The sequence below is a fragment of the Streptomyces sp. SirexAA-E genome (assembly GCF_000177195.2).
Taxonomy (GTDB): domain Bacteria; phylum Actinomycetota; class Actinomycetes; order Streptomycetales; family Streptomycetaceae; genus Streptomyces; species Streptomyces flavovirens.
This window is the reverse complement of the sequence record NC_015953.1, coordinates 2,628,653-2,649,548: the sequence shown is the minus strand read 5'-3', so window position 1 is coordinate 2,649,548 and position 20,896 is coordinate 2,628,653. Positions and strand designations below refer to the sequence as shown.

General features: G+C 72.9%; 22 protein-coding genes and 1 pseudogene. 14 read left to right on the top strand and 9 right to left on the bottom strand.

From position 1 onward, the window contains the following. Nucleotides 1–73: 73 nt before the first annotated feature. The 4 genes from SACTE_RS11715 (at nt 74) to SACTE_RS11700 (ending at nt 3,510) form a co-directional block, all read left to right on the top strand. Complete coding sequence (locus SACTE_RS11715) at nt 74–874, top strand: ABC-2 family transporter protein (RefSeq protein WP_014046243.1); 801 nt, start codon at nt 74–76, stop codon at nt 872–874. Beyond that, nucleotides 867–1,763, top strand: coding sequence for an ABC transporter permease (locus SACTE_RS33685; protein WP_014046242.1), 897 nt, complete (start codon nt 867–869; stop codon nt 1,761–1,763). Before SACTE_RS11715 ends, SACTE_RS33685 begins: the two co-directional genes overlap by 8 nt. Before the next feature lie 9 nt (nt 1,764–1,772). Next, nucleotides 1,773–2,756: an ATP-binding cassette domain-containing protein gene (locus SACTE_RS33680; protein ID WP_014046241.1), complete on the top strand. Its 984-nt coding sequence runs from the start codon at nt 1,773–1,775 to the stop codon at nt 2,754–2,756. Nucleotides 2,757–2,817: 61 nt separating this feature from the next. After that, complete coding sequence (locus tag SACTE_RS11700) at nt 2,818–3,510, top strand: DUF1707 domain-containing protein (RefSeq protein WP_026359202.1); 693 nt, start codon at nt 2,818–2,820, stop codon at nt 3,508–3,510. Nucleotides 3,511–3,535: 25 nt separating this feature from the next. Here the strand turns inward: SACTE_RS11700 and SACTE_RS11695 are convergent, their stop codons facing one another. Further along, complete coding sequence (locus SACTE_RS11695) at nt 3,536–4,786, bottom strand: SGNH/GDSL hydrolase family protein (RefSeq protein WP_014046239.1); 1,251 nt, start codon at nt 4,784–4,786, stop codon at nt 3,536–3,538. Nucleotides 4,787–4,928: 142 nt separating this feature from the next. On the opposite strand from SACTE_RS11695, the gene SACTE_RS11690 reads away from it, so the two are divergent. Further along, a complete protein-coding gene (locus SACTE_RS11690; protein WP_014046238.1) occupies nt 4,929–6,407 on the top strand; it encodes a DUF445 domain-containing protein in 1,479 nt (492 codons plus the stop codon). A 123-nt stretch (nt 6,408–6,530) separates the two neighbouring features. Here the strand turns inward: SACTE_RS11690 and SACTE_RS11685 are convergent, their stop codons facing one another. Beyond that, a complete protein-coding gene (locus SACTE_RS11685; protein ID WP_014046237.1) occupies nt 6,531–6,833 on the bottom strand; it encodes a hypothetical protein in 303 nt (100 codons plus the stop codon). A gap of 151 nt (nt 6,834–6,984) precedes the next feature. Between SACTE_RS11685 and SACTE_RS11680 the strand changes: the two genes are divergently transcribed. Both SACTE_RS11680 and SACTE_RS11675 read left to right on the top strand, forming a co-directional pair. After that, entirely contained in the window at nt 6,985–8,457 is a 1,473-nt protein-coding gene (locus SACTE_RS11680) for an MFS transporter (protein WP_014046236.1), read from the top strand. After that, on the top strand, nt 8,454–9,026 hold the full coding sequence (locus SACTE_RS11675) for a TetR family transcriptional regulator (protein ID WP_014046235.1): 573 nt from the start codon (nt 8,454–8,456) through the stop codon (nt 9,024–9,026). The genes SACTE_RS11680 and SACTE_RS11675 overlap by 4 nt, the downstream gene beginning before the upstream one ends. A 69-nt stretch (nt 9,027–9,095) precedes the next feature. Here the strand turns inward: SACTE_RS11675 and SACTE_RS11670 are convergent, their stop codons facing one another. From SACTE_RS11670 to SACTE_RS34000, 3 genes are all read right to left on the bottom strand, one after another. Beyond that, nucleotides 9,096–9,875 carry a DeoR/GlpR family DNA-binding transcription regulator gene (locus tag SACTE_RS11670; RefSeq protein ID WP_014046234.1) on the bottom strand — a complete coding sequence of 260 codons (780 nt, stop codon included), beginning with the start codon at nt 9,873–9,875 and terminating at the stop codon, nt 9,096–9,098. A gap of 26 nt (nt 9,876–9,901) precedes the next feature. After that, on the bottom strand, nt 9,902–10,744 hold the full coding sequence (locus SACTE_RS11665; protein ID WP_014046233.1) for a class II fructose-bisphosphate aldolase: 843 nt from the start codon (nt 10,742–10,744) through the stop codon (nt 9,902–9,904). Between the two features lie 148 nt (nt 10,745–10,892). Beyond that, nucleotides 10,893–11,768, bottom strand: a complete 876-nt coding sequence (locus SACTE_RS34000) for an excalibur calcium-binding domain-containing protein (RefSeq protein WP_014046232.1) — start codon at nt 11,766–11,768, stop codon at nt 10,893–10,895. Nucleotides 11,769–12,143: 375 nt separating this feature from the next. On the opposite strand from SACTE_RS34000, the gene SACTE_RS11655 reads away from it, so the two are divergent. Continuing rightward, on the top strand, nt 12,144–13,079 hold the full coding sequence (locus SACTE_RS11655; RefSeq protein WP_014046231.1) for a Ku protein: 936 nt from the start codon (nt 12,144–12,146) through the stop codon (nt 13,077–13,079). 147 nt (nt 13,080–13,226) lie between these two features. Here SACTE_RS11655 and SACTE_RS11650 read toward each other — a convergent pair whose 3' ends face one another. Both SACTE_RS11650 and SACTE_RS11645 read right to left on the bottom strand, forming a co-directional pair. Further along, nucleotides 13,227–14,189 (bottom strand): ATP-dependent DNA ligase, encoded by a 963-nt coding sequence (locus tag SACTE_RS11650; protein WP_014046230.1) that lies wholly within the window; start codon nt 14,187–14,189, stop codon nt 13,227–13,229. 83 nt (nt 14,190–14,272) lie between these two features. Then, nucleotides 14,273–14,851 carry a class I SAM-dependent methyltransferase gene (locus SACTE_RS11645; RefSeq protein ID WP_019993613.1) on the bottom strand — a complete coding sequence of 193 codons (579 nt, stop codon included), beginning with the start codon at nt 14,849–14,851 and terminating at the stop codon, nt 14,273–14,275. Between the two features lie 309 nt (nt 14,852–15,160). Here SACTE_RS11645 and SACTE_RS11640 point away from each other — a divergent pair, with 309 nt between their 5' ends. Then, a complete protein-coding gene (locus SACTE_RS11640; RefSeq protein ID WP_014046229.1) occupies nt 15,161–15,922 on the top strand; it encodes an SDR family oxidoreductase in 762 nt (253 codons plus the stop codon). Between the two features lie 38 nt (nt 15,923–15,960). Then, nucleotides 15,961–16,803, top strand: coding sequence for a helix-turn-helix transcriptional regulator (locus tag SACTE_RS11635; protein ID WP_014046228.1), 843 nt, complete (start codon nt 15,961–15,963; stop codon nt 16,801–16,803). 17 nt (nt 16,804–16,820) lie between these two features. Here SACTE_RS11635 and SACTE_RS11630 read toward each other — a convergent pair. After that, nucleotides 16,821–17,315 (bottom strand): annotated as a pseudogene (locus tag SACTE_RS11630) (isochorismatase family protein); the annotation flags it as partial. Here SACTE_RS11630 and SACTE_RS11625 point away from each other — a divergent pair. The 3 genes from SACTE_RS11625 (at nt 17,306) to SACTE_RS11615 (ending at nt 19,529) form a co-directional block, all read left to right on the top strand. Further along, nucleotides 17,306–17,875 (top strand): PadR family transcriptional regulator, encoded by a 570-nt coding sequence (locus SACTE_RS11625; protein ID WP_014046227.1) that lies wholly within the window; start codon nt 17,306–17,308, stop codon nt 17,873–17,875. The pseudogene SACTE_RS11630 and the gene SACTE_RS11625 overlap by 10 nt on opposite strands. Further along, nucleotides 17,862–18,662 (top strand): SGNH/GDSL hydrolase family protein, encoded by an 801-nt coding sequence (locus SACTE_RS11620; protein WP_014046226.1) that lies wholly within the window; start codon nt 17,862–17,864, stop codon nt 18,660–18,662. Before SACTE_RS11625 ends, SACTE_RS11620 begins: the two co-directional genes overlap by 14 nt. Nucleotides 18,663–18,794: 132 nt before the next feature. Next, complete coding sequence (locus SACTE_RS11615) at nt 18,795–19,529, top strand: NAD(P)H-binding protein (RefSeq protein WP_014046225.1); 735 nt, start codon at nt 18,795–18,797, stop codon at nt 19,527–19,529. A 36-nt stretch (nt 19,530–19,565) separates the two neighbouring features. Here the strand turns inward: SACTE_RS11615 and SACTE_RS11610 are convergent, their stop codons facing one another. After that, on the bottom strand, nt 19,566–20,141 hold the full coding sequence (locus SACTE_RS11610) for a TetR/AcrR family transcriptional regulator (protein WP_014046224.1): 576 nt from the start codon (nt 20,139–20,141) through the stop codon (nt 19,566–19,568). Nucleotides 20,142–20,210: 69 nt separating this feature from the next. Here SACTE_RS11610 and SACTE_RS11605 point away from each other — a divergent pair, with 69 nt between their 5' ends. Further along, nucleotides 20,211–20,798, top strand: coding sequence for a dihydrofolate reductase family protein (locus SACTE_RS11605; protein ID WP_014046223.1), 588 nt, complete (start codon nt 20,211–20,213; stop codon nt 20,796–20,798). Nucleotides 20,799–20,896 lie beyond the last annotated feature (98 nt).

Here is a 20,896-nt window from a genome sequence, read left to right as displayed (position 1 = left end):
GTGGTCGCGGCGGCCTCCGGACGTGGACTAAGGTCGTGCGCTTTGGTTCGTGGGTGCGGCGAGAGGGGACACGGTGCGGCTCTACGCGGTGGTGGCGGCCGGTGGGTTCCGGCGGCACGCCACGTACCGGGCGGCCACGGCGGCGGGGGTGTTCACCAACACGGTCTTCGGCTTCATCGTGGCGTACACGTACATGGCCCTGTGGGACGTACGCCCTCGGCTCGGCGGCTACGACGTGTCCGAGGCCGTGACGTACGTGTGGCTGGGGCAGGCGCTGTTGATGACCTGCGCCATGATGGGCGGCGGCTTCGAGGACGAGCTGTCGGAGCGGATCCGTACGGGTGACATCGCGGTCGACCTGTACCGGCCCGCCGACCTCCAGCTGTGGTGGCTGGCGGGGGACCTGGGGCGGGCGGCGTTCCATCTGCTGGGGCGCGGGATCGTGCCCATGGTGCTGGGGGCGCTGGCCTTCGACCTGGCGCTGCCGCGTTCGCCGTGGACCTGGGCGGCCTTCCTGGTCTCGGTGTCGCTCGGAGTGGTGGTGAGCTTCGGGCTGCGGTACCTGGTGGCGCTGTCGGCGTTCTGGCTGATGGACGGGGCCGGCGCGATGCAGATGGCGATGCTCGCGGGGCTGTTCTTCTCGGGCATGCTGCTGCCGCTGACACTGTTCCCGGGGCTGCTGGGCGAGGTGGCCAGGGCGTTGCCCTGGTCGTCGCTGTTGCAGGTGCCGGCCGATGTGTTCCTCGGCAAGCGCACCGGGTGGGGCCTGGTCCAGGCGTACGCCTTCCAGGCCGGCTGGGCGGTGGCGCTGCTGCTGGCGGGGCGGCTGCTCCAGTCGGTGGCGACCAGGAGGGTGGTGGTCCAGGGTGGCTGAGGCGGAGGTCGAGGCCGGGGCCGGGCGGCGGGACGTGGCGGATCCGGGCGCGTGGCGGGAGGACGCGTTCGCCGGGCGTTCGCGGCTGCTGGAGGGTGTCCGGGCGTACGGGCTGATCGTGGCGATGTGGATGCGCTCGACGATGGCGTACCGGGCGTCGTTCGTGATGACGACGGTCGGCAACTTCGTGGCGACCGCGTTCGACTTCGTGACGATCATGCTGATGTTCACGCACGTGGACGCGCTGGGCGGTTACACGTTGCCCGAGATCGCGCTGCTGTACGGCGCGTCGGCGACCGCGTTCGGGCTGTCGGACCTGTTGCTGGGGTCGGTGGAGCGGCTGGGGCGCCGGGTGCGGGACGGCACGCTCGACACGCTGCTGGTGCGGCCGGTGCCGGTGCTGGCGCAGGTGGCCGCGGACCGGTTCGCGCTGCGTCGGCTGGGGCGGATCACACAGGGGCTGCTGGTGCTGGGCTACGCGCTGGTGACGCTGGACATCGCGTGGACACCGTTGAAGGTGGTGATGCTTCCGCTGATGGTGCTGAGCGGGGCGGCGGTCTTCGGGGCGGTGTTCGTGGCGGGGGCGGCGTTCCAGTTCTTCGCGCAGGACGCCTCCGAGGTGCAGAACGCGTTCACCTACGGGGGGACGACGGTGTTGCAGTATCCGCCGTCGATCTTCGCGAAGGAGTTGGTGCGCGGGGTGACGTTCGTGGTGCCGCTGGCCTTCGTGAGCTGGTTGCCCGCGCTGTATGTGCTGGGCCGGGACTATCCGTTGGGGCTGCCCGGGTGGGTCGCGTTCCTGCCGCCGGTGGTGGCCGCGCTGTGCTGGGCGCTCGCCTCTCTGGCGTGGCGGACGGGGCTGCGGGCGTACCGCAGCACGGGGAGCTGAGGAGTGGGCATGGACAGTGACTTCATCGAGCTGGACGGCGTCGAGAAGGTCTTCGACGTGCGCCGCAGGACCGGCTTTCTGCGCCGGGAGCGGCGGGAGGTGCGGGCGGTGGACGGCATCAGCTTCCGGGTGCCGCGCGGCGAGATGGTCGGCTACATCGGGCCCAACGGCGCGGGCAAGTCGACGACGATCAAGATGCTGACGGGGATCCTCACCCCGAGTGGCGGCCGGCTGCGGGTCGCGGGCATCGATCCCTCGCGGGAGCGTACGAAGCTGGCGCACCGGATCGGGGTGGTGTTCGGGCAGCGGACGACCCTGTGGTGGGATCTGCCGCTGCGGGACTCGTACCGGCTGATGCACCGGATGTACCGGATCCCGGACAGCCGTTTCCGGGAGAACCTGGACCGGTGTGTGGAGCTGCTGGACCTGGCGGAGCTGCTGGACGTGCCGGTGCGGCAGCTGTCGCTGGGGCAGCGGATGCGGGGCGACATCGCGGCGGCGCTGCTGCACGATCCGGAGGTGCTGTACCTGGACGAGCCGACGATCGGGCTCGACGTGATCTCCAAGGCGAAGGTGCGGGGTTTCCTGCGGGAGCTGAACGCGGAGCGGTCCACGACGGTGCTGCTGACCACGCACGATCTGACCGACATCGAGCAGTTGTGCGACCGGGTGATGGTGATCGACCACGGCCGTCTCGTCTACGACGGCGCGCTCGCCGGACTGCACGAGGTGGGGGAGAGCGAGCGCACGCTGGTGGTCGACCTGGAGCGGGAGATGCCGCCGATCGAGCTGGCGTCGGACCTGGCCGTGCGGGTGGTCAGGGTGGAGGGCCCCCGGCAGTGGCTGGCCTTTCCGGCGTCGGCCTCGGCTGCCCCGCTGGTGGCCCGGCTGGCGGCGGAGCATCCGCTGGTGGACCTGTCGGTGCGGGAGCCGGACATCGAGGCCGTCATCGCGAAGATGTACGCGGCGGACCCGAGCCGGCAGGCGGTCTGACGACACGTCCGTTGCGGACAGCCCGTAGGCCGTGTTCGGGTTGCTCTATAGGCTGCTGGTCATGACAAGTGAACGCCCGGACATGCGTGCTTCGGATGCGGAACGCGAGCGGGTCGCCGAGACGCTGCGGGAGGCCGTGGCCGAGGGCCGGCTGGAGATGGACGAGTTCGAGCAGCGGCTCGACGCGACGTACAAGGCGCGTACGCACGGGGAGTTGGAGCCGCTGATCAGCGATCTCCCGGTGCCGGGCGGGGCCGTGGCCCCGGTGGCGGGCCGGGTGCCCGCGGCGGCCGGGCGAGCGGTGGCGCCGATGGACTGGGCGGGGCGGATCGGCGGGCCCGCGACCTCCACGGGAGGGTTCGCGTTCTGGGGCGGGTTCAGCCGCAAGGGCCGTTGGACGGTGGGCCGGATCTTCACCGCGTTCGCGATGTGGGGCGGCGGCGAGATCGATCTGCGGGAGGCGCGCTTCGAGGACCGCGAGGTCGTCGTCCGCTGTTTCGCGATCATGGGCGGGATCCAGGTGAAGGTCTCCCCGGACGTGCAGCTCCACGTCAACGGTGTCGGCGTCATGGGCGGGTTCGACGAGCAGTCGAAGGACGCCGACTTCGGTGATCCGGCCCCGGACGCCCCGCGGGTACGGGTGACCGGCTTCGCCCTGATGGGCGGGGTCGGCGTGGACCGCAAGTGGAGCAAGGCGCAACGGCAGCGGCTGAAGGAGGCCGAGCGGCCGCGGCTGGAGCGGTGGGACGACTGAACGGGGCCGGGGCCCGGCCCCCGGGTCAGAGGGCGTCGGCCGTCGATGCCCCGGTGACCGTGGCGGGGTCGACGAGCCGGCCCAGCACGCGGTAGCCGGTGTCGTTGAAGTGGAGCCGGTCACCGGCGTCGTAGGCGGGCAGGATGCGGTCGGGCGCGTAGGGGTCGCGTACGGCGCGGTCGAAGTCGACGAAGTCGTCGAAGACGCGGCCCGCCCTGATCTGCGCGTTGACCGCCAGGCGTACGTCGTTGCGCGCGGGTGTCCAGGTGGGGTAGCCCCGGAACGGCGTCAGGGTCGCGCCGACGACCCGCAGGCCGCGTGCGTGGGCGCGTTCGGTGAGGGTGCGGAGCGCGGCGACGATGCGCTGGGGGTCGGTCTCCTGGGGTGCCTGCTGCACGTCGTTGATGCCGAGCGCGACGATCACGGTCCTGGCCCCGGCGACGGACAGCACGTCGCGGTCGAAGCGGTGGAGGCCGGACATGCCGCCGGCGCCGGTGCGGCTCGTGCTGTCGCGCAGGACGCGGTTGCCGGCTATGCCTTGGTTGGCGATGCCGTAGCGGTGGCGCAGCCGGTCGGAGAGCACGTCGGGCCAGCGGCTGTTGGTGTCGGTGCTGGAGTTGGCGCCCGCGGTGAGGGAGTCACCGAGCACGACGATCGCCCCGGAGGCGGTGTCGGTGCGGACGTCGACGGCGGTGAGGTAACGCCAGGCGGTGGTGGCCCAGGTGCGCCGGCCGTCGGCCAGGTAGGACGTCTGGTGGGCGTTGGGGTGCTGGGTGACCGGCTGGCCGCCGTACGGGGTGCGCAGGGTGACGAGGAGGTCGGCGTCCGGGGCGACCGGGACGGTCACCGGGTCGCTGACGACCTGCCCGCCCGCGGCCACGGTGACGGTGCCGCGCCCTGCGAACGTGACCGGGCGGGTGGCGACGGTGGCCTGGTCGATGACGAGCGGGGTGGTGCCGAAGAGGTTGGACAGGGTGATGCGGGCCGCGTCGCCGCCGATGCTGGTGTGCACGGTGTTACGGAAGGTCCGGCCGGGGTAGCCGTCGGCGGTGTCCGGTTCGGGGGCGGCGGGGGCGCCGGTCCAGGTCACCACCCAGCTGCCGGAGGAGTGGGCCGGTGCGGCGGGGTGGCGCGCCGCGGGTTGTGCCTGGGCCTCGGCGAGCGGCGCCCGCCGTGTCGAGGACACCAGTGACGTACCGAGGGCGAGGACCGCGGCGAGCGCGGCGGTGCCTGCTACGAGGGCGATGAGCAGGGCGTGTCCCTGGCGCCTGGACATGGGCGGTGATTCTCCTCGGGGTGTTCGAGCTGATCTCATGATGCGGCAGGCCACGGGGAACTCGACGGGTGGCCCAGGAGTAGGTCAGGTAGGGACAATTGCGTACGGCACGGACTGACGCGTACGCGGACGGGTGGAGCGGATGGAACAGGACGCGGGGCAGGGAGCGGGACCGGGGTCCGAGGGCCGCGGCCCGGACGGCGAGGACCCGGGCCGCCCCGGTCCGCCGGGCGCGGACGCGGTGCCCAAGGGGCCGGCGGACGGCGGACCGTCCGGGGCGCCCGGTGGGGGTGACACCGGGTCCGGGCGTCCGGGCGCGGCGGGTTCCGGGCGGACGCGCGTGCCGGGGGGACTGGGCGGGTTCGCGTACACCGCCGCCGACGAGGAGAAGCGGCGCGGGGTGCGCCGCATGAAGACCACGGCCACGGGCCTGCTCCTCCTCGTCGCGCTCGTGTACGTCCTCGCCACCTGGGCGAAGAACACAGGGGTGGGCGGCTGGCCGGGCTACGTCGCCGCGGCCGCCGAAGCGGGGATGGTGGGTGCGCTGGCGGACTGGTTCGCCGTCACGGCGCTCTTCCGGCGCCCGCTCGGCCTGCCCATTCCGCACACCGCCATCATTCCTACCAAGAAGGATCAGCTGGGGGCCTCCCTCGGTTCCTTCGTGGGCGAGAACTTCCTGTCCGGAGAGGTCGTTCGTGACCGAATTCACGCTCTGGGCGTCGGTTCGCGGCTCGGCGGCTGGCTGGCCGAGCCGGAGCACGCCGACCGGGTCACCGCCGAGCTCGCCACCGCGCTGCGCGGCGCGCTGACGGTGCTGCGGGACTCCGACGTCCAGGCCGTGGTCGGCGAGGCGATCACCCGGCGGGCGGACGCGGCGGAGGTCGGCCCCGGCATGGGGAAGATGCTGGAGAAGGTCGTCTCGGACGGCGGTCACCGCAGGGTCGTGGACCTGGTCTGCGCCCGGGCCCACGACTGGCTGGTCCTGCACGGCGACTCGGTGATGGACGCGGTGCAGGGCGGGGCGCCCGGCTGGACGCCCCGGTTCGTCGACAAGCGGGTCGGGGAGCGGGTCTACAAGGAACTGCTGCGGTTCGTCACCGAGATGCGGGACATGCCGGGCCATCCGGCGCGCGGCTCGATCGACACGTTCCTGACGGACTTCGCGGCCGACCTCCAGACGGACACGGAGACCCGGGCCCGGGTGGAGCGGCTCAAGTCGGAGATCCTGGGCCGCGGTGAGGTCCAGGACGTCATCGCCTCGGCCTGGTCCAGCGTCCGTACGATGATCATCGCGGCGGCCGAGGACGAGCGGAGCGAACTGCGGCTGCGGGCCAGGGCCTCGCTGATGTCGCTGGGCAGGCGGCTGGCGACGGACGAGCGGCTGCAGGCCAAGCTGGAGGGCTGGCTGGAGGACGCGGCGGTCTACGTCGTCACGACGTACCGCACCGAGATCACCTCGCTGATCAGCGACACGGTCGCCGGCTGGGACGCCGACCAGACCTCGAAGAAGATCGAGGCGCACATCGGCCGGGACCTGCAGTTCATCCGGATCAACGGCACGGTGGTGGGCGCGCTGGCCGGGCTGGTCATCTACTCGGTGTCACGCGCTCTCGGGGGCTGAGAGCCCGTCAGGCGGCCCCAGGGGCGTGCCCGTACGCGGGCGGGCACGCCCGACAGGGCGACCCTCCTCGCGGAGTCGAAGCAGGTGTGCCCGTACGCGGGCGGGCGCGCCCCGTGGCCGGTGTCAGGCGCCGCGCCGGGTGACGGCCCAGGACGCCGCGGCGACCCCGCCGGCCACGGCGAACACCGCGGGCCAGGCGCCGACCTTCTTGGCCAGCGGGTGCGAGCCGGCGAACGCCGCGACGTAGGCGGCGGTCAGCCCGACGGCCGCGCGGGTGCCCGCCTGCCGGTTCCACTCGTAGGCGGCCACCGACCCTGCGGCGGCCAGCGCGACGCCGCCCAGCGGGCGCTTCTTCGTCCACCGGGCGATCCCGTACCCGCCGACGAGTCCGCTCGCCGCCACCGCCGCCGCCGGAACCTTCGCCATCGCCGCCACCTTCGCTCTCCAGTCCGCGATCCGTTCCCGATCGATGGGTCCGAGGCTAACGCCCGGCCCGAGGACCCCGGAGCCCAGAGGGGTGCACAAGCGTTTACCCTGGGGGTGAACACGCGTGCACCCCTCTGTCCACGGAGCCCCGATGACCGCATCCGCACCGGCCGCCGCCCCGGCCCACCCCCGATTCGCCCTGGGCGTCCTGGCCTTCTGCGGTGTCGTGGTCGCGATCATGCAGACGCTCGTGGTCCCGCTGCTCCCGCACATACCGGAGCTCACCGGCGCCACCCCCGCCGCCGCGAGCTGGCTGGTCACCGTGACCCTCCTCACCGGAGCGGTGTTCACCCCCGTCCTCGGCCGGGTCGGCGACATGTACGGCAAGCGACGCGTCCTGCTGGTCTCCCTGGGCCTCCTCGTCGCCGGTTCGGTGCTGTGCGCGATCAGCTCGCACATCGGCGTGCTGATCGCCGGACGCGCCCTGCAAGGCGCGGCGATCGCCGTGGTGCCGCTGGGCATCAGCATCCTGCGCGACGAACTGCCGCCGGAGCGGGTGCTCTCCGCGGTCGCGCTCATGAGCTCCTCGATGGGGATCGGCGCCGCCGTCGGCCTGCCGATCGCGGCCGTGGTCATCCAGAACTTCGAGTGGCACACCATGTTCTGGGTCTCCGGCGCCATCGGCCTCCTCGACATCGTCCTGGTGCTCCGCTGCGTACCGGAGTCACCGCTGCGCACCCGCGGCCGGTTCGACGCGCCCGGCGCGCTCGGCCTGACGGCCGCACTGGTCTGCCTGCTGCTCGCCGTCACCCAGGGCGGCGGCTGGGGCTGGACGTCCCCGCTCACCCTGGGGCTGCTCGTCGCCTCGGTCGCCATCGCGCTGGTCTGGGGCGCGTACGAACTCCGCGTCCGCACCCCGATGGTCGACCTGCGCGTCTCGGCCCGCCCCGCCGTGCTGCTCACCAACGTGGCCGCCCTGCTGATCGGCTTCGCCTTCTACGCCAACTCCCTGGTCACCGCGCAGATGGTGCAGGAGCCCAGGTCGACCGGTTACGGGCTCGGCGCCTCCCTCGTCGTCAGCGGACTGTGCCTGCTGCCCGGCGGGGTGACGATGGTGCTGCTCTCACCCGTCTCCGCCCGGATCTCGGCCAAGCACGGTCCGAAGACCAGCCTCGGGCTCGCCGCGGGAGTCATCGCCGTGGGGTACGGGGTGCGGTTCTTCACCAGTCACAGCCTCTGGCTGATCATCGCGGGCGCCACGGTCGTCGCTGCGGGCACGGCGATCGCCTACTCCGCGCTCCCGGCACTGGTGATGCGCGGCGTCCCCGCCGGTGAGACGGGCGCCGCGAACGGCCTGAACACCCTGATGCGCTCGGTCGGCCAGGCGTTCTGCAGCGCCACGGTGGCCGCCGTACTGGCCGACATGACGTTCGTCGCGGGCGGCCGCACGGCCCCCACCCTGGGCGCCTACCAGCTCGTCTTCGTGATCGCGGCGGTCGCCGCGGTGCTCGCCCTGGTGGTGACGCTCTGCATGCCCAGGGGGCGCGCCGATACGGGTACGGTCGAGGCAGCACGTGAGAACACCGGCCGGACGAGGGCGGTGCCGATCCAGGAGAGCGCATGACCGCCCGAGCCACCGCAGCAGCGACGCCGGCGGAAGCCACCACGGGCAAGGACGCGATCCTGCGAGCCGCCCGCCGGGCGTTCACCCAGCGCCCGTACGCGGAGGTCACCATCCGGGGCATCGCCGCCGACGCCGGTGTGAGCGCCTCCCTGGTGGTGAAGCACTTCGGCCGCAAGGAGGAGCTGTTCAACACGGTCGCGGACTTCGGTCCGGCCGCCGAGGAGCTCTTCGACGCACCGCTGGACCGGCTGGGCCGCCACATGGTGCTCACCCTCGTGCGCCGGCGCCGGGAGCAGCAGGCCGACCCGCTGCTGCGCGTCGTGTTCTCACTGGGCAACCACGACGAGCGCTCCCTGCTGCGCGACCGCTTCCACGAACAGGTCACCGGGCGCCTGGCCTCCCTGCTGCCCGGCCCCGAGGCGGACCTGCGCGCCGAGCTGATCGCCGGTCAGCTCATCGGCCTGGGCGCCACGCTGGGCCTGCACCGCGAAGGCGCGGGCGCCCTCGCGACCGCGGAACACCTCGCGGACCTGTACGCACCGGCGGTGCAGAGGCTGGTCACGGACTGAGCCGCCGGGGGGCGGTCACGGGCCGGGAGGGCCACCGAGGACCGTCAGGTCGGCACGTCGGGGGCTGCCTCAGACGCGCCGTACGTCGATGCCCAGGGCGGTGAACTCCTCGACTGCCTCGTCCGGGGCCTCCCGGTCGGTGACGAGGATCGACACGGCAGCCGTCTCGCACACCTGGGCGAAGGCCCGGCGCCCGAGCTCGGCGGCGTCGGCCACCACGACGACGGTGTCCGCGCACTCGGCGAGGGACCGGCCGACGCCGGCCTCCGACTCGTCGTGGGTGGCCGCGCCGAAGCGCGGGTGGAAGGCGTCCACACCGAGGACCGCGCAGTCGAGGGCGAGCGTCCGCAGGACGGCGTCGACGAGGGGGCCAAACAGCTCGTACGAGCGGAGGCGGGCGACCCCACCGTTGACGACCGTCTTCACCTGCGGGCGGATCGCCGGCTCGGCCGCGATGTCGACCGCGTTGGTCACGACGGTCAGCGCGTGTCCCCCGGCCGCCGGCTCCGGGCGCACCGCGAGCTCCCGGGCCACCTCGGAGGTCGTCGTACCGCCGTTGAGGCCCACCATGCAGCCGGACGGGATCAGGTCGGCGACGGCCCGGGCGATGCGCCGTTTCTCGTCGGCCTTGCGGCCCGCCTTGCAGCGCAGCGGCAGGTCGTAGGCGACGCGGCTGACGACCGCACCGCCCCGGGTACGGGTCAGCAGGTTCTGCCGGGCGAGCTCGTCCGGGTCGCGGCGGACGGTGGCGGTGGAGCAGCCCAGGCGTCCGGCCGCGTCCAGGACGTCGAGCCGGCCCTCGTCGCCGAGGATCTCCAGCAGCCGGGTCCGTCGGGTGTGTGCCCCCACCGGGGCCTCCTCGCTCGCGGAAAACCCTATCGTCCGGGGCGGGCCAGGATGCCGAGCAGCCGTGTCACCTCGGCGGCGACGGCGTCGCGTGCCGGGCCGAGGTAGGCACGGGGGTCGGCGACCCGGGGGTGGGCCTCCAGATGGGCGCGGACGGCCCCGGTGAACAGCTTGTTCAGGTGGGTGGAGATGTTCACCTTCGTCATGCCCGCCGCGACGGCACCGGCCAGCCCCGTGTCCCCGACGCCGGACGAGCCGTGCAGGACGAGCGGGACGGCGACCGCGTCGCGCAGCCGGGAGATAAGGGCGAAGTCCAGGGCGGCGTCCCGGGTCAGCATGGCGTGCGAGCTGCCGACGGCCACGGCCAGCGCGTCGACCCGGGTGGCGTCGACGAACGCCCGCGCCTCCTCGGGATCCGTCCGCACGCCGGGGGCGTGCGCCCCGTCCTTGCCGCCGATCTCCCCGAGTTCCGCCTCCACGCACACGTCATGGCCGTGGCAGTACTCCGTGATCGCCCGGGTCGCGGCGACGTTCTCCTCGTACGGGAGCGTGGACGCGTCGAACATGACCGAGGTGAAGCCCAGGTCCACCGCCTGGCGGACCAGGCCGGCGGATTCGGCGTGGTCCAGGTGGACGGCCACCGGGACGTCCGCCGCGCGTGCGAGGGCGAGGGTCGCGAGACCGATCGGTTCCAGGGAGCCGTGGTAGCGGGCGGTGTTCTCGCTGATCTGGAGGATCACCGGCAGCCCGGCGGCCTCCGCCCCGCCGACGATGGCCTGCGCGTGTTCGATCTGCACGACGTTGAAGGCCCCGAGGCCCGTAGCGGCGGAACGGGCCTCGTGCGCAAGGGCACCGGTGGATATGAGCGGCATGGGCTTCCTTCGCAGTGCGTGAATCCTGGTGGATGATGCTCGAAGTTGCTCATTTATAGCGCGCTTAAAGCAGATTGAAAAACAGTTGGTCCACGAAAACCGCCCCCGGCGGTGGCCGGGGGCGGCTGTCGTGGCGCGGGCGGCGGGGCTACTCGCAGGCCACGCCGTCACCGTCGCGGTCGAGGTGGGAGGCGTAGCCGGGGTCGCCCCGGTGGATGGGGGCGGCCCCGGCGGCGCGTACGGCGGTGCAGTTCGCGTAGTAGGTGCTGCCTCCGCCGCCCCCCGAGCTGCCGCCGGTGGACGAAGAGCCCCCGGAGGATCCGCCGCTCGACCCGGACGAGCCGTACGGTTCGCAGCCCACCCCGTCGTTGTCCCGGTCCAGATGGGCCGCGTATCCCGGGTCCCCGCGGTGGACGGGAGCGGCTCCGGCGGCCCGCGCGGCGTCGCAGTTCTCGTAGTACACCGAGGGCTCGGCCGGGGCCTTCGTCTTCTGCGCGGGCGTCGGCTTGGGCTTGGGCTTCGGTGTCGGTGTGGGGGTGGGTGACGGGGTGGGTTCGGTGACGGTGATCCGTACGTGGGCGACGGCGTCGAGCGCCGTCTCGTCCTTCACCGCGACCCGGTAGGTGAACTCGTCCTCACCGGTGTGACCGGCCTTCGCGGTGTACGTCAGCGAGGTCCCGTCCACCGTGACGGTGCCGTACCGCGGCTCGCCGTCGACGGTGAGGGTGAGGCGGGCCGGTCCGAAGGTGGAGAGGAGCGGTGCGTCGGTGCCGTCCTGACGGGTCACCGTGTCGTTGGCGAGGGCGTCGACCGTGACCTCCTCGCCGGCGTCGGCGCCGGCCGTGTCGTCGGTGAGCGCCAACTCGCGTCCCCCGGTGGGGGAGGCGGACGCGGTGGGCGACGTGTCCGCCACCGTCTTCGCGTCCTGCCCCGCCCTGCCGCCCCCGCATCCCGCCAGGACCAGTGCCAGGACGGCGGCTCCCGCCGACATCCGGAGCGGACCGTTCGTGATGGTCGACCTCATGTGCCCCCCAAGGCGTGTACGCACGTTCTGTGCAGCTGAGGACGTGATGCTCGCAGTGGTCGCCGGGTGCGGCGGTGGCCTTGCGGGAAAGGAAGCGGAATCGTGATGAAAGTGTGGAGGAACGATGACGTCCACATGAATGGGCAGACCTCGGTGCACGGACCTTCCGGGGCCTGCACCCGCCCGGGCAGGTCCCGGACCTCGAGCCGGTGTGCGCTCCGGGTGATCCACATGCGGTGACGGGGCCCCGGGACGAGTATCGGGAGTACGGGCGGTGGCCCGGCTCGCGCCCTGGCCCTCTCGGGCCGGTTCTCCCTTCCGGGCGCACCGGACCGCCTCCCGGCCAGCCATCAGCCGGGGGGACGGGAGGTACGGATGCCGCGTCCCCTGTGGACCGGAGCGATCAGCTTCGGACTGGTCACGATCCCGATCAAGGTCGTGTCCGCCACCGAGAACCACTCGATCTCCTTCCACCAGTACCACCTGGAGGACATGGGCCGCGTCCGCACCCGCAAGGTGTGCGAACTCGACGGCGAGGTCCTCTCGCAGGACGAGATCGGCAAGGGGTACGAGGTCGCCAAGGACAGGACCGTGCCGGTCACCGACGAGGAACTCGACCGGATGCCGCTGCCGACGGCGAAGGCGATCGAGATCGTGGCCTTCGTGGACGCCGGGAGTGTCGATCCGGTGCGGATCAGCGACAGCTACTACCTGGCCGTCGACGGACAGGTCGCGGCGAAGCCGTACACCCTGCTGCGCAAGGCGCTGGAGCGCAGCGACAAGGTCGCCGTCGCGAAGTTCGCCTGGCACAACCGGGAGCGCCTGGGGCTGCTGCGGGTGCGGGACAACGCGCTCGTGCTGCACGCCATGCGGTGGCCGGACGAGATCCGTAGCCCGGAGTCCCTGGCCCCCCGGGACGTCGAGCTGGAGGAGGGCGAGATCGAACGGGCCGTCCAGCTCACCGACAGCATGGCCCTCGACGGTATCTCCGGCTTCAAGGACCGCTACCGGGAGGCACTGGAGGAGCTCATCGCGGCCAAGTCCGAGGGCAAGGAGCTGCCGGAGCCGCGCGAGGGCGAGGAGGAGGAGCCGGGCAAGGTCATGGACCTGATGGCCGCACTCAACGCCTCGGTGGAAGCGGCGCGGGAGTCCCGGGGCGAGGAGGGCGAGGGCGGACACGCGACGGTGCACGAGATGAAGTCCGGCACCCGTGGGCGGGCCGCGAAGAAGACGGCGAAGACGGCGAAGTCGGCGAGTGCGGCCAAGAAGCCGGCCAAGAAGGCCGCGGCGAGGAAGCGCACGGCGTCCTGAGCGGGCGGGACGCCCGGGGCACGGGGCGATTTCCCGCGCCCCCGGGGACGGGTCGGTTCCCCACGCCCCGGGGGAGGGGGGCGGCCGTCCCCGGGCCTTGGGGGAGTGGGCCGGCCCCCGGGTCCCTCACCCGACCCGCCCCCGGCTTCATGTCTCCAGGTCGTCCGGTGCCAGATCGGGCCGCAGCCGGTGCCAGGACGGTTGGCGCAGACGGCCCGCCCTGGTCCGGGTCGAGTACCGCACCTCGCCGACCAGCCGTGGCAGCACCCACCGCGCCCCGGCCACGCGCGGCGCCACGTCGAAGGGACACGTGTCGATCGCGGCCACCCGCAGCAGCTCGGCGAGCCGGTGCCGCTCGGCGTCGCTCCACCCGGTGCCGACACTCCCCGCGTACCGCAGCCCGCCCTCATGCCGTTCGCCGACCAGCAGCGCACCGGGCAGCCCGCCGAGCCTGCCCCGGCCGGGCACCCAGCCGCCGACGACGACGTCCGCCGTCAGGGCGTGCCGGATCTTGATCCAGGACCGGGAGCGGACCCCCGGTTCGTACACCGAGTTCAGCCGCTTGGCGAGGACGCCCTCCAGACCCGCCTCCCGGGTCATGTCCAGGGCCTGCCGTCCGTGTCCGACGACGACCGAGGGCGTCGACCAGCGCGGCCCGTCCAGCCCGAGCCCCTCCAGCGCGGCACGGCGCTCCCGGTACCCCAGGGACACGAGGCTCGCGTCGCGCAGGAACAGCGCGTCGAAGAGGACCAGCTGGGCCGGGACCCGCTCCGCCGCGCGGGCCGCCTTCGCGGGGGACCCGGAGAGCCCCATCCGGGACTGGAGGCGCTCGAAGTCGCTGCGCCCCTGGCTGTCCAGGGCGACGATCTCACCGTCCAGCACCGCCGGTACGCCGCCGAGTGCGGCTCCGAGCCCGGCCAGGTCCGGGTACGCGGCGGTGATGACCGTCCCCGAACGGGCTCGCAGCTCCATCGAGCCGTCACCCGGCAGATAGACCAGAGCCCGCTGCCCGTCCTGCTTCACCTCGTACGCCCACTGGTCGTCGACGGCGGCGGACGGGAGGGGGCCAGGGGTGGCGAGCATGGGGGCGAAGCGGGGCAGAGTGGACATGGCGGCACCCTCTCAGGAGAGCGTCACGCGCAGGGCCTCCGGCGGCCGTGTCGATCCGCCCCGCCCCGTACGACGGGCCCGGGTCAGGTCCCGCCGTGCCCCTGAGGTGCTTTTCGGGCCAGGAGGCAGGCGTGGGGGCGCTTCTGCCGGCCCTCGGGTTCCTGCTCCAGTCGGGCGGTGACGTCGAGGCCGGCCCGGGTGAGCAGGTCGGCGAGGCGGGACAGGGGGAGGAAGTAGCTCCGGTAGGACACCGGGTGGCCGAAGGCCAGGTCCGGGCTCAGCTCCTCGTCGCTCCCGGTCCAGTCGCCGATGAGCAGCAGGCCGCCGGGGGCCAGCACGCGGTGGAACTCAGCGAAGAGCGCGGGCAGTCGGTCCGGCGGGGTGTGGTGGACGGAGTGCCAGGCGAGGATGCCGCCCAGCGTTCCGGACGCGGTGTCCAGCGCGGCCATCGGGCCCTCGGTGAAGCGCAGGCCGGGGTGGTTGCCGCGGGCCAGGGCGATCATCTTCGGCGACACGTCGACGCCGAACGCCCGCAGTCCCAGGGCGGCCAGGTGCGCCGTGGTCCGGCCGGGACCGCAGCCGAGGTCCGCGACCGGGCCGGAGCCGGCCGCCCGCACCAGGTCGGCGAAGACGGCCAGCATGCCGCGGTTGAGCGGGTCCATCCCGGACGGAGGGGGACCTGGGCGAAGTAGTCGGCCGCGAGGGTGTCGTACGAATCCCGGACGGCGGCCAGGTAGGCCGGTGAGGTCATGCCCGGGAGCATACGGCGGGCCCCCGGATCCCCCGGGCGTGGGCCGCATGCCGGTCAACGGGTCGAACACCGCACGTCCTGGCGGGTCGCGGCTCATCCAGGGACGGGTTGTCCCTGGATGAGCTGTGCCTTCATCCGGCCGCGCGGGAAGCGGATCGTGGAAGTCGGCGGAACGACCGCCCGGGGCCCAGTGGCTCCGCCGTCCTTCCAGGAGTCTTCGATGAACCAGTACACGATCGCCCTCGTCACCGGCGGGAACCGCGGGCTCGGCCGGGCCACCGCCCTCGCGCTCGCCGGGCAGGGCACCGACGTGATCCTGACCTACCGGTCGAACGAGGAGGAGGCCGCTGCCGTCGTCGACGCCGTCGCCGCCCTCGGCCGCAAGGCCGTCGCCCTCCGGCTCGACACCACCGCGCTCGACGCCTTCCCGGACTTCGCGACGGCCGTGCGTGAGGCACTGCGCGACACCTGGGACCGCGACACCTTCGACTTCCTCGTCAACAACGCCGGGTCCTCGGTGTTCACCCCGGTCGGCGGCACGACCGTCGAGGCCTTCGACCTCCTGGGGAACGTGCACTTCAAGGGCGTCGTCTTCCTCACCCAGGAACTGCTGCCGCTGCTCGCCGACGGAGGCCGCATCGTCAACCTGTCGACCGGACTCGCCCGGTTCTACGGCGAGGGCTACGCGATCTACGCCTCCTTCAAGAGCGCGGTGGAGACGTACACCCGCTACCTGGCACAGGAGCTCGGCGGGCGCGGCATCAGCGTCAACGCGGTCGCCCCGGGCCCGGTCGCCACGGACTTCGCCGGCGGAGTGCTGCGCGACAACGAGCAGGTCCGCGCCCACCTCGCGGAGCAGACGGCCCTGGGGCGGGTCGGTGAGCCGGAGGACATCGGCGGTGTGATCGCGGCGCTCCTCGCCCCCGGTACCCGCTGGATCACCGGCCAGCGCATCGAGGCGTCCGGCGGATCCCGGCTGTGAAACCGGATCCGGGCGGCGGGCGGGGCACAATCGCAGCCATGGACCGTGCACAACTCGCCGATTTCCTGCGCACCCGGCGCGAGGCGCTGCAGCCCGAGGACGTCGGTCTGCCCCGGGGCGCCCGCCGTCGCACCCAGGGCCTGCGCCGCGAAGAAGTGGCCGCCCTGGGCGGGATGTCCCCCGACTACTACGCCCGTATCGAGCAGCAGCGCGGGCCGATGCCGTCCGAGCCGATGCTCGCGGCCCTCGCCCGGGGCCTGCACCTCACACTGGACGAGCGTGACCATCTCTTCCGCATGGCGGGCCACAACACGCCCAGCAGGCGGCCGAGCACCGATCACGTCTCCCCCGGCGTGATGCGCGTCCTCGACCGGCTCCAGGACACCCCGGCGCAGATCGTCAACTCCCTGGCCGAGACCCTGGTCCAGACGCCGCTCGCCGTGGCGCTGCTGGGCGACGAGACGGACTTCACGGGACTGGACCGCAGCCTGGTGTACCGGTGGTTCACCCACCCCTACGCCCGGCGGATCTACCCCGAGGCCGACCACGCGAGGCACAGCCGGATCCTCACCTCCGAGCTGCGCACCGCGTACTCGCGCCAGGGGGCGGACTCCCGTGCGGGCCGCATCGTGGACGCCCTGCTGGAGCGGAGCGAGGAGTTCACGGAGCTGTGGAGCGCACACGAGATCGGAGTGCGCCGCGAGGGCGACCGCAAGCGCATCAGCCACCCCGAGCTGGGCGTCCTCGACCTCCAGTGCCAGTCCCTGTACGACGCCGACCAGTCACAGGCCCTCCTGGTCTTCACCGCCACCCCCGGCACCGACAGCCACGAGAAGCTGCACCTGCTCGCGGCGGTCGGCGCCCGGGACCCGCGCCGCTGAGGGCCGCCCACGGCACGTCAGAGGACCGGCGGGACAGGCGCGGTGAACGTGACGTCGGCGGCCCGGGCGGTCACGTCGGCGTCCCTGCTGAGCGGCCAGGCGGCGACCCTGGCGACCACGGCGGCGGGCACCACGTCACTGACGCCGGGCTCCGCCGGAACGTCGTGCGTGGCGTGCCCGTCGTACGGCAGGACCACCCGGTAGCCCAGGGCGAGCGCGGTACGGGCCGTCGCCTGCACGCACATCTCCGACATCAGCCCGCAGACGGCGACCGACCGCACCCCCGCGTCGGTCAACAGGGCCCGCAGCGGCGTCTCCCGGAAGCTGTCGTCGTACGTCTTGCGGACCACGACCTCGGCCGGGCCGGTGCGGACGGGGTGGTGGAGCTCCCAGCCGGGCGTCCCGGGCTCCTCCTGTACGGTACTCAGAAAAGTGACTAGGCATTTCCTTGACCAGGGGCCCGTCGGGGCGCCCGGGGAGCGGGAGTGAAGGAGGCGGGCCGATGGCCCTGCGGCACGCGGTACTGGCGGCGCTGCTGGACGGCGAGTACAGCGGCTACCAGCTGGCGAAGGCGTTCGACATCGGCGTCGCGAACTTCTGGCACGCCGTCCCCCAGCAGCTCTACGCCGAGCTGACCAAGCTGGAGAAGGAAGGGCTGGTCGCCGGCCGCCAGGTGATCCAGGAGACCCGCCCCAACAAGCGCGTCTTCCGCGTCACCGAAGCCGGCCACGCGGAGCTGGAGCGTTTCGCCACGGACGTCTCCAAGCCCTCCTCCATCCGCGACGATCTGCTGGTCAAGGTGCAGGCCGCCGACCGTGTCGACACCGGTTCGGTCATCGAGCAGCTGGAGGAGCGGGCCTCGGCGGCCGACGGGAAGATCGAGCTGCTCGGCCAGGTCCTCCGGCGCCTGCGCGGCGACGCCGCCGAGGAGGAGTTCCTGCGCACCGGCGACCGCGTCGGGCCGTACCTGACCTGTCTGCGCGGCCTCTCCTTCGAACAGGAACACCGGGACTGGTGTCTGCGTACCGCGGGCATCCTGCGGGAGAGGCAGGCGCACCATGCCGGACGTTGAGTACCTGCGCTACGTCGCCCTGGGCGACAGCCAGACCGAAGGTGTCGGTGACGGGGACGACACCACCGGTCTGCGCGGCTGGGCGGACCGCCTCGCCGAACATCTCGCCGCCCTGAATCCGGAGCTCCGCTACGCCAACCTGGCCGTACGGGGACGCGTCGCCCGGCAGGTCCGCGCCGAGCAGCTGGCGCCCGCCCTGGCGCTCCGCCCCGACCTGGTCACCGTCGTCGCCGGGGTCAACGACCTGCTCCGTCCGTCGTTCGACGCGGGCCGGGTCGCGGGGCAGCTGGAGGAGATGTTCGCCGCGCTCACCGCGTCCGGGGCCCGGGTGCTGACCCTGACCTTCCCCGACGTGGCCAGGATCGCGCCCATCGCCCGGCCGGTGCGGGGCCGGGTCTTCGACGTCAACGACCGCATCCGCGAGGCGGCGGCCCGCCACGGTGTCACCGTCGCCGATCTGGCGCCCTTGCCCGTGGCCACCGACCCCCGGCTGTGGAGCGAGGACCGGCTGCACGCGAGCCCTCTCGGTCACGCCCGGATCGCCGCGGCCGCCGCGTACGCGCTCGGACTGCCCGGCAGCGACGACACCTGGGCGCTCCCCCTCCCGCCGCAGCGGCTCCCGTCCCGCCTGAACGCCGCCGGGGCCGAGCTGCGATGGGCGGCCGGATTCCTCGGACCTTGGATCGGGCGCCGGTTGCGCGGCAGGTCCTCCGGCGACGGCCGTGCCGCCAAGCGCCCCGAGCTGCTGCCGCTGGGAGGCCCGTCACCCGCCGCCGCGTCGTCCTGACCCCGCGTGAGCTCCGGTCGGCCACGCGTCGGTTGACGGTGCCGGTCGGATCGGTGGGGCCGCTGTAGGGTGCTGCGAAGTCGGGGCGAAACCGGCATATCACCTCTCCGTGTGGGCAAGGAAGGGGACGCCATGAAGATCGCAGTGCTCGGTGGGACGGGGCTCATCGGCTCGCGGGTCGTGAAGTGCCTGGAGGCGGCCGGGCACGAGGCCGTCGCGCTGTCGAAGTCCACCGGGGTCGACCTGCTGACCGGTGAGGGGCTGGCCCCCGCCCTCGAAGGAGCCGACGCGGTCGTCGACGTGACGAACTCGCCGACCTTCGACGAGGCGTCGTCCGCCTTCTTCCGGACGACGACGGAGCACCTCCTCGCGGCCGCACGGGAACAGGGCGTCGGCCACGTGGTGCTCCTGTCCGTCGTCGGCGTGGACCAGGTGCCGGGACTCGACTACTACCGGGCCAAGGTGCTCCAGGAGGACATGGTCAAGGCCGGCCCGGTCCCGTACTCGATCATCCGTGCCACGCAGTTCTTCGAGTTCGTGGACGACATCATGTCCTGGTCCGCCGACGAGGAGACCGTCCGCCTGCCCAGGACCCGGGTGCAGCCGATCGCCGCGGCGGACGTCGCCCAGGCGGTCGCGGAGGCGGCCGTGGAACGTCCCTTCCGGGCCACCGACGACATCGCGGGCGCCGACGTCTTCCCGCTCGACGAGCTCGGCAGGGTCACTCTCGCCGCGCGCGGTGACCGGCGCACCGTCACCACCGACGACACGGCCGGGATGTTCGCGGCGGTCCCGGAGGACGCGATCATCGCGGGCCCGGACGTCCGTATCGCCCCGACCCGCTACCGCGACTGGCTGGCGGGCTGATCGGCCGGGGCGCCTGACCCGCTCCGGCGGCGCGGGTCACACCCGCACGATGCGTTCGACCGCCGCCTGCACGAGCTGGTCGCGCTCCGCCTCCGAGAACACGTCCGGCAGGGTGAGCTGTTCGACGATGAGCCAGTTCAGGGTCAGGATCAGCAGGCGGACGGCGGTGGCGTCGCCGGGCAGGCCCGATGCCTCGTGATAGGCGACGTTGGCGTCGACGTCCGACCGGACGCGCTCGGTCAGCACCCGGCGCAGTTCAGGGCGGCGGGTGGCCTCCAGGCGCAGCTCCAGCAGGGCGAGGTAGCCCGTGCGGAAGCCGCTGACCCGGCCGACCAGCTCGCGCATCAGCCGGGTGTAGCCCTCGTGGTCCGGTGTGGTGGTGCGCTGGCGGGCGATCGTCTCCTCGTCCGGCCGGAGCCGCTCGTAGACCCGGCCGCCTGCCTGTGTGAGCAGGTCGTCGCGGCTGGCGAAGTAGTTCGAGGCCGTGCCCACCGGGACGGCGGCCTCGGTGTCCACCGCCCGGAAGGTCAGACCGCGCGCCCCTTCCCGGGCCAGCACCTCGATCGCGGCGTCCACGAGGGCGGCCCTGCGCTCGTCGTTCTTGCGCACCATTGCATTCACTCCAGTTGTAGTACTACGGTGTAACCACTTCAGCCACAGTACTACGAATGGAGCCCACCCATGCGCAAGCTCGTGTACTACGTCGCCGTGAGCATCGACGGCCGCATCGCCGGGCCGGGCGGCGAGTTCGACTTCTACCCCTTCGGCGACGACGGGCAGGCCGCCGCCTACTCCTCCTGGATGAACAGCCGCTACCCGGAGACGGTCCCGACCGTCGCCCGGGACGTGTTCGGCCTCACCGATACGCCCAACGCGTCCTTCGACGCCGTGGTGATGGGACGCGGCGCCTACGGCCCCGCCCTCGACGAGGGCATCACGAGCCCGTACGCGCACCTGCGCCAGTACGTGGTCTCCAGCACCCTCGCGAGCGACATCGACCCGGCCGTGACCGTGGTGGCCGAGGATCCGGTCGGCTTCGTCCGCACCCTCAAGCGGGAAGAGGGCAAGGACATCTGGCTCTGCGGCGGAGGCCGGCTCGCCGGCGAGCTGCTGCACGAGATCGACGAGCTGCTGATCAAGAGCTACCCGGTGGTGGCGGGCGCCGGGATCCCGGCGTTCGACGGCGCGTTCGACCCCACCGTCTTCGAGGTGGCCGAGCGCACCGCCTTCGGCAACGGCGTCACCCTCACCCGGTTCGTCCGGGGATGACGCCCTGGCGGCCTCGGGAGACGCGAGGACACGACGGCCGGCAGAGGCGGGTGGCGGGGCGGGAACCGTCTCTGCCGGCCGGCGCGGAACGTGAGCGG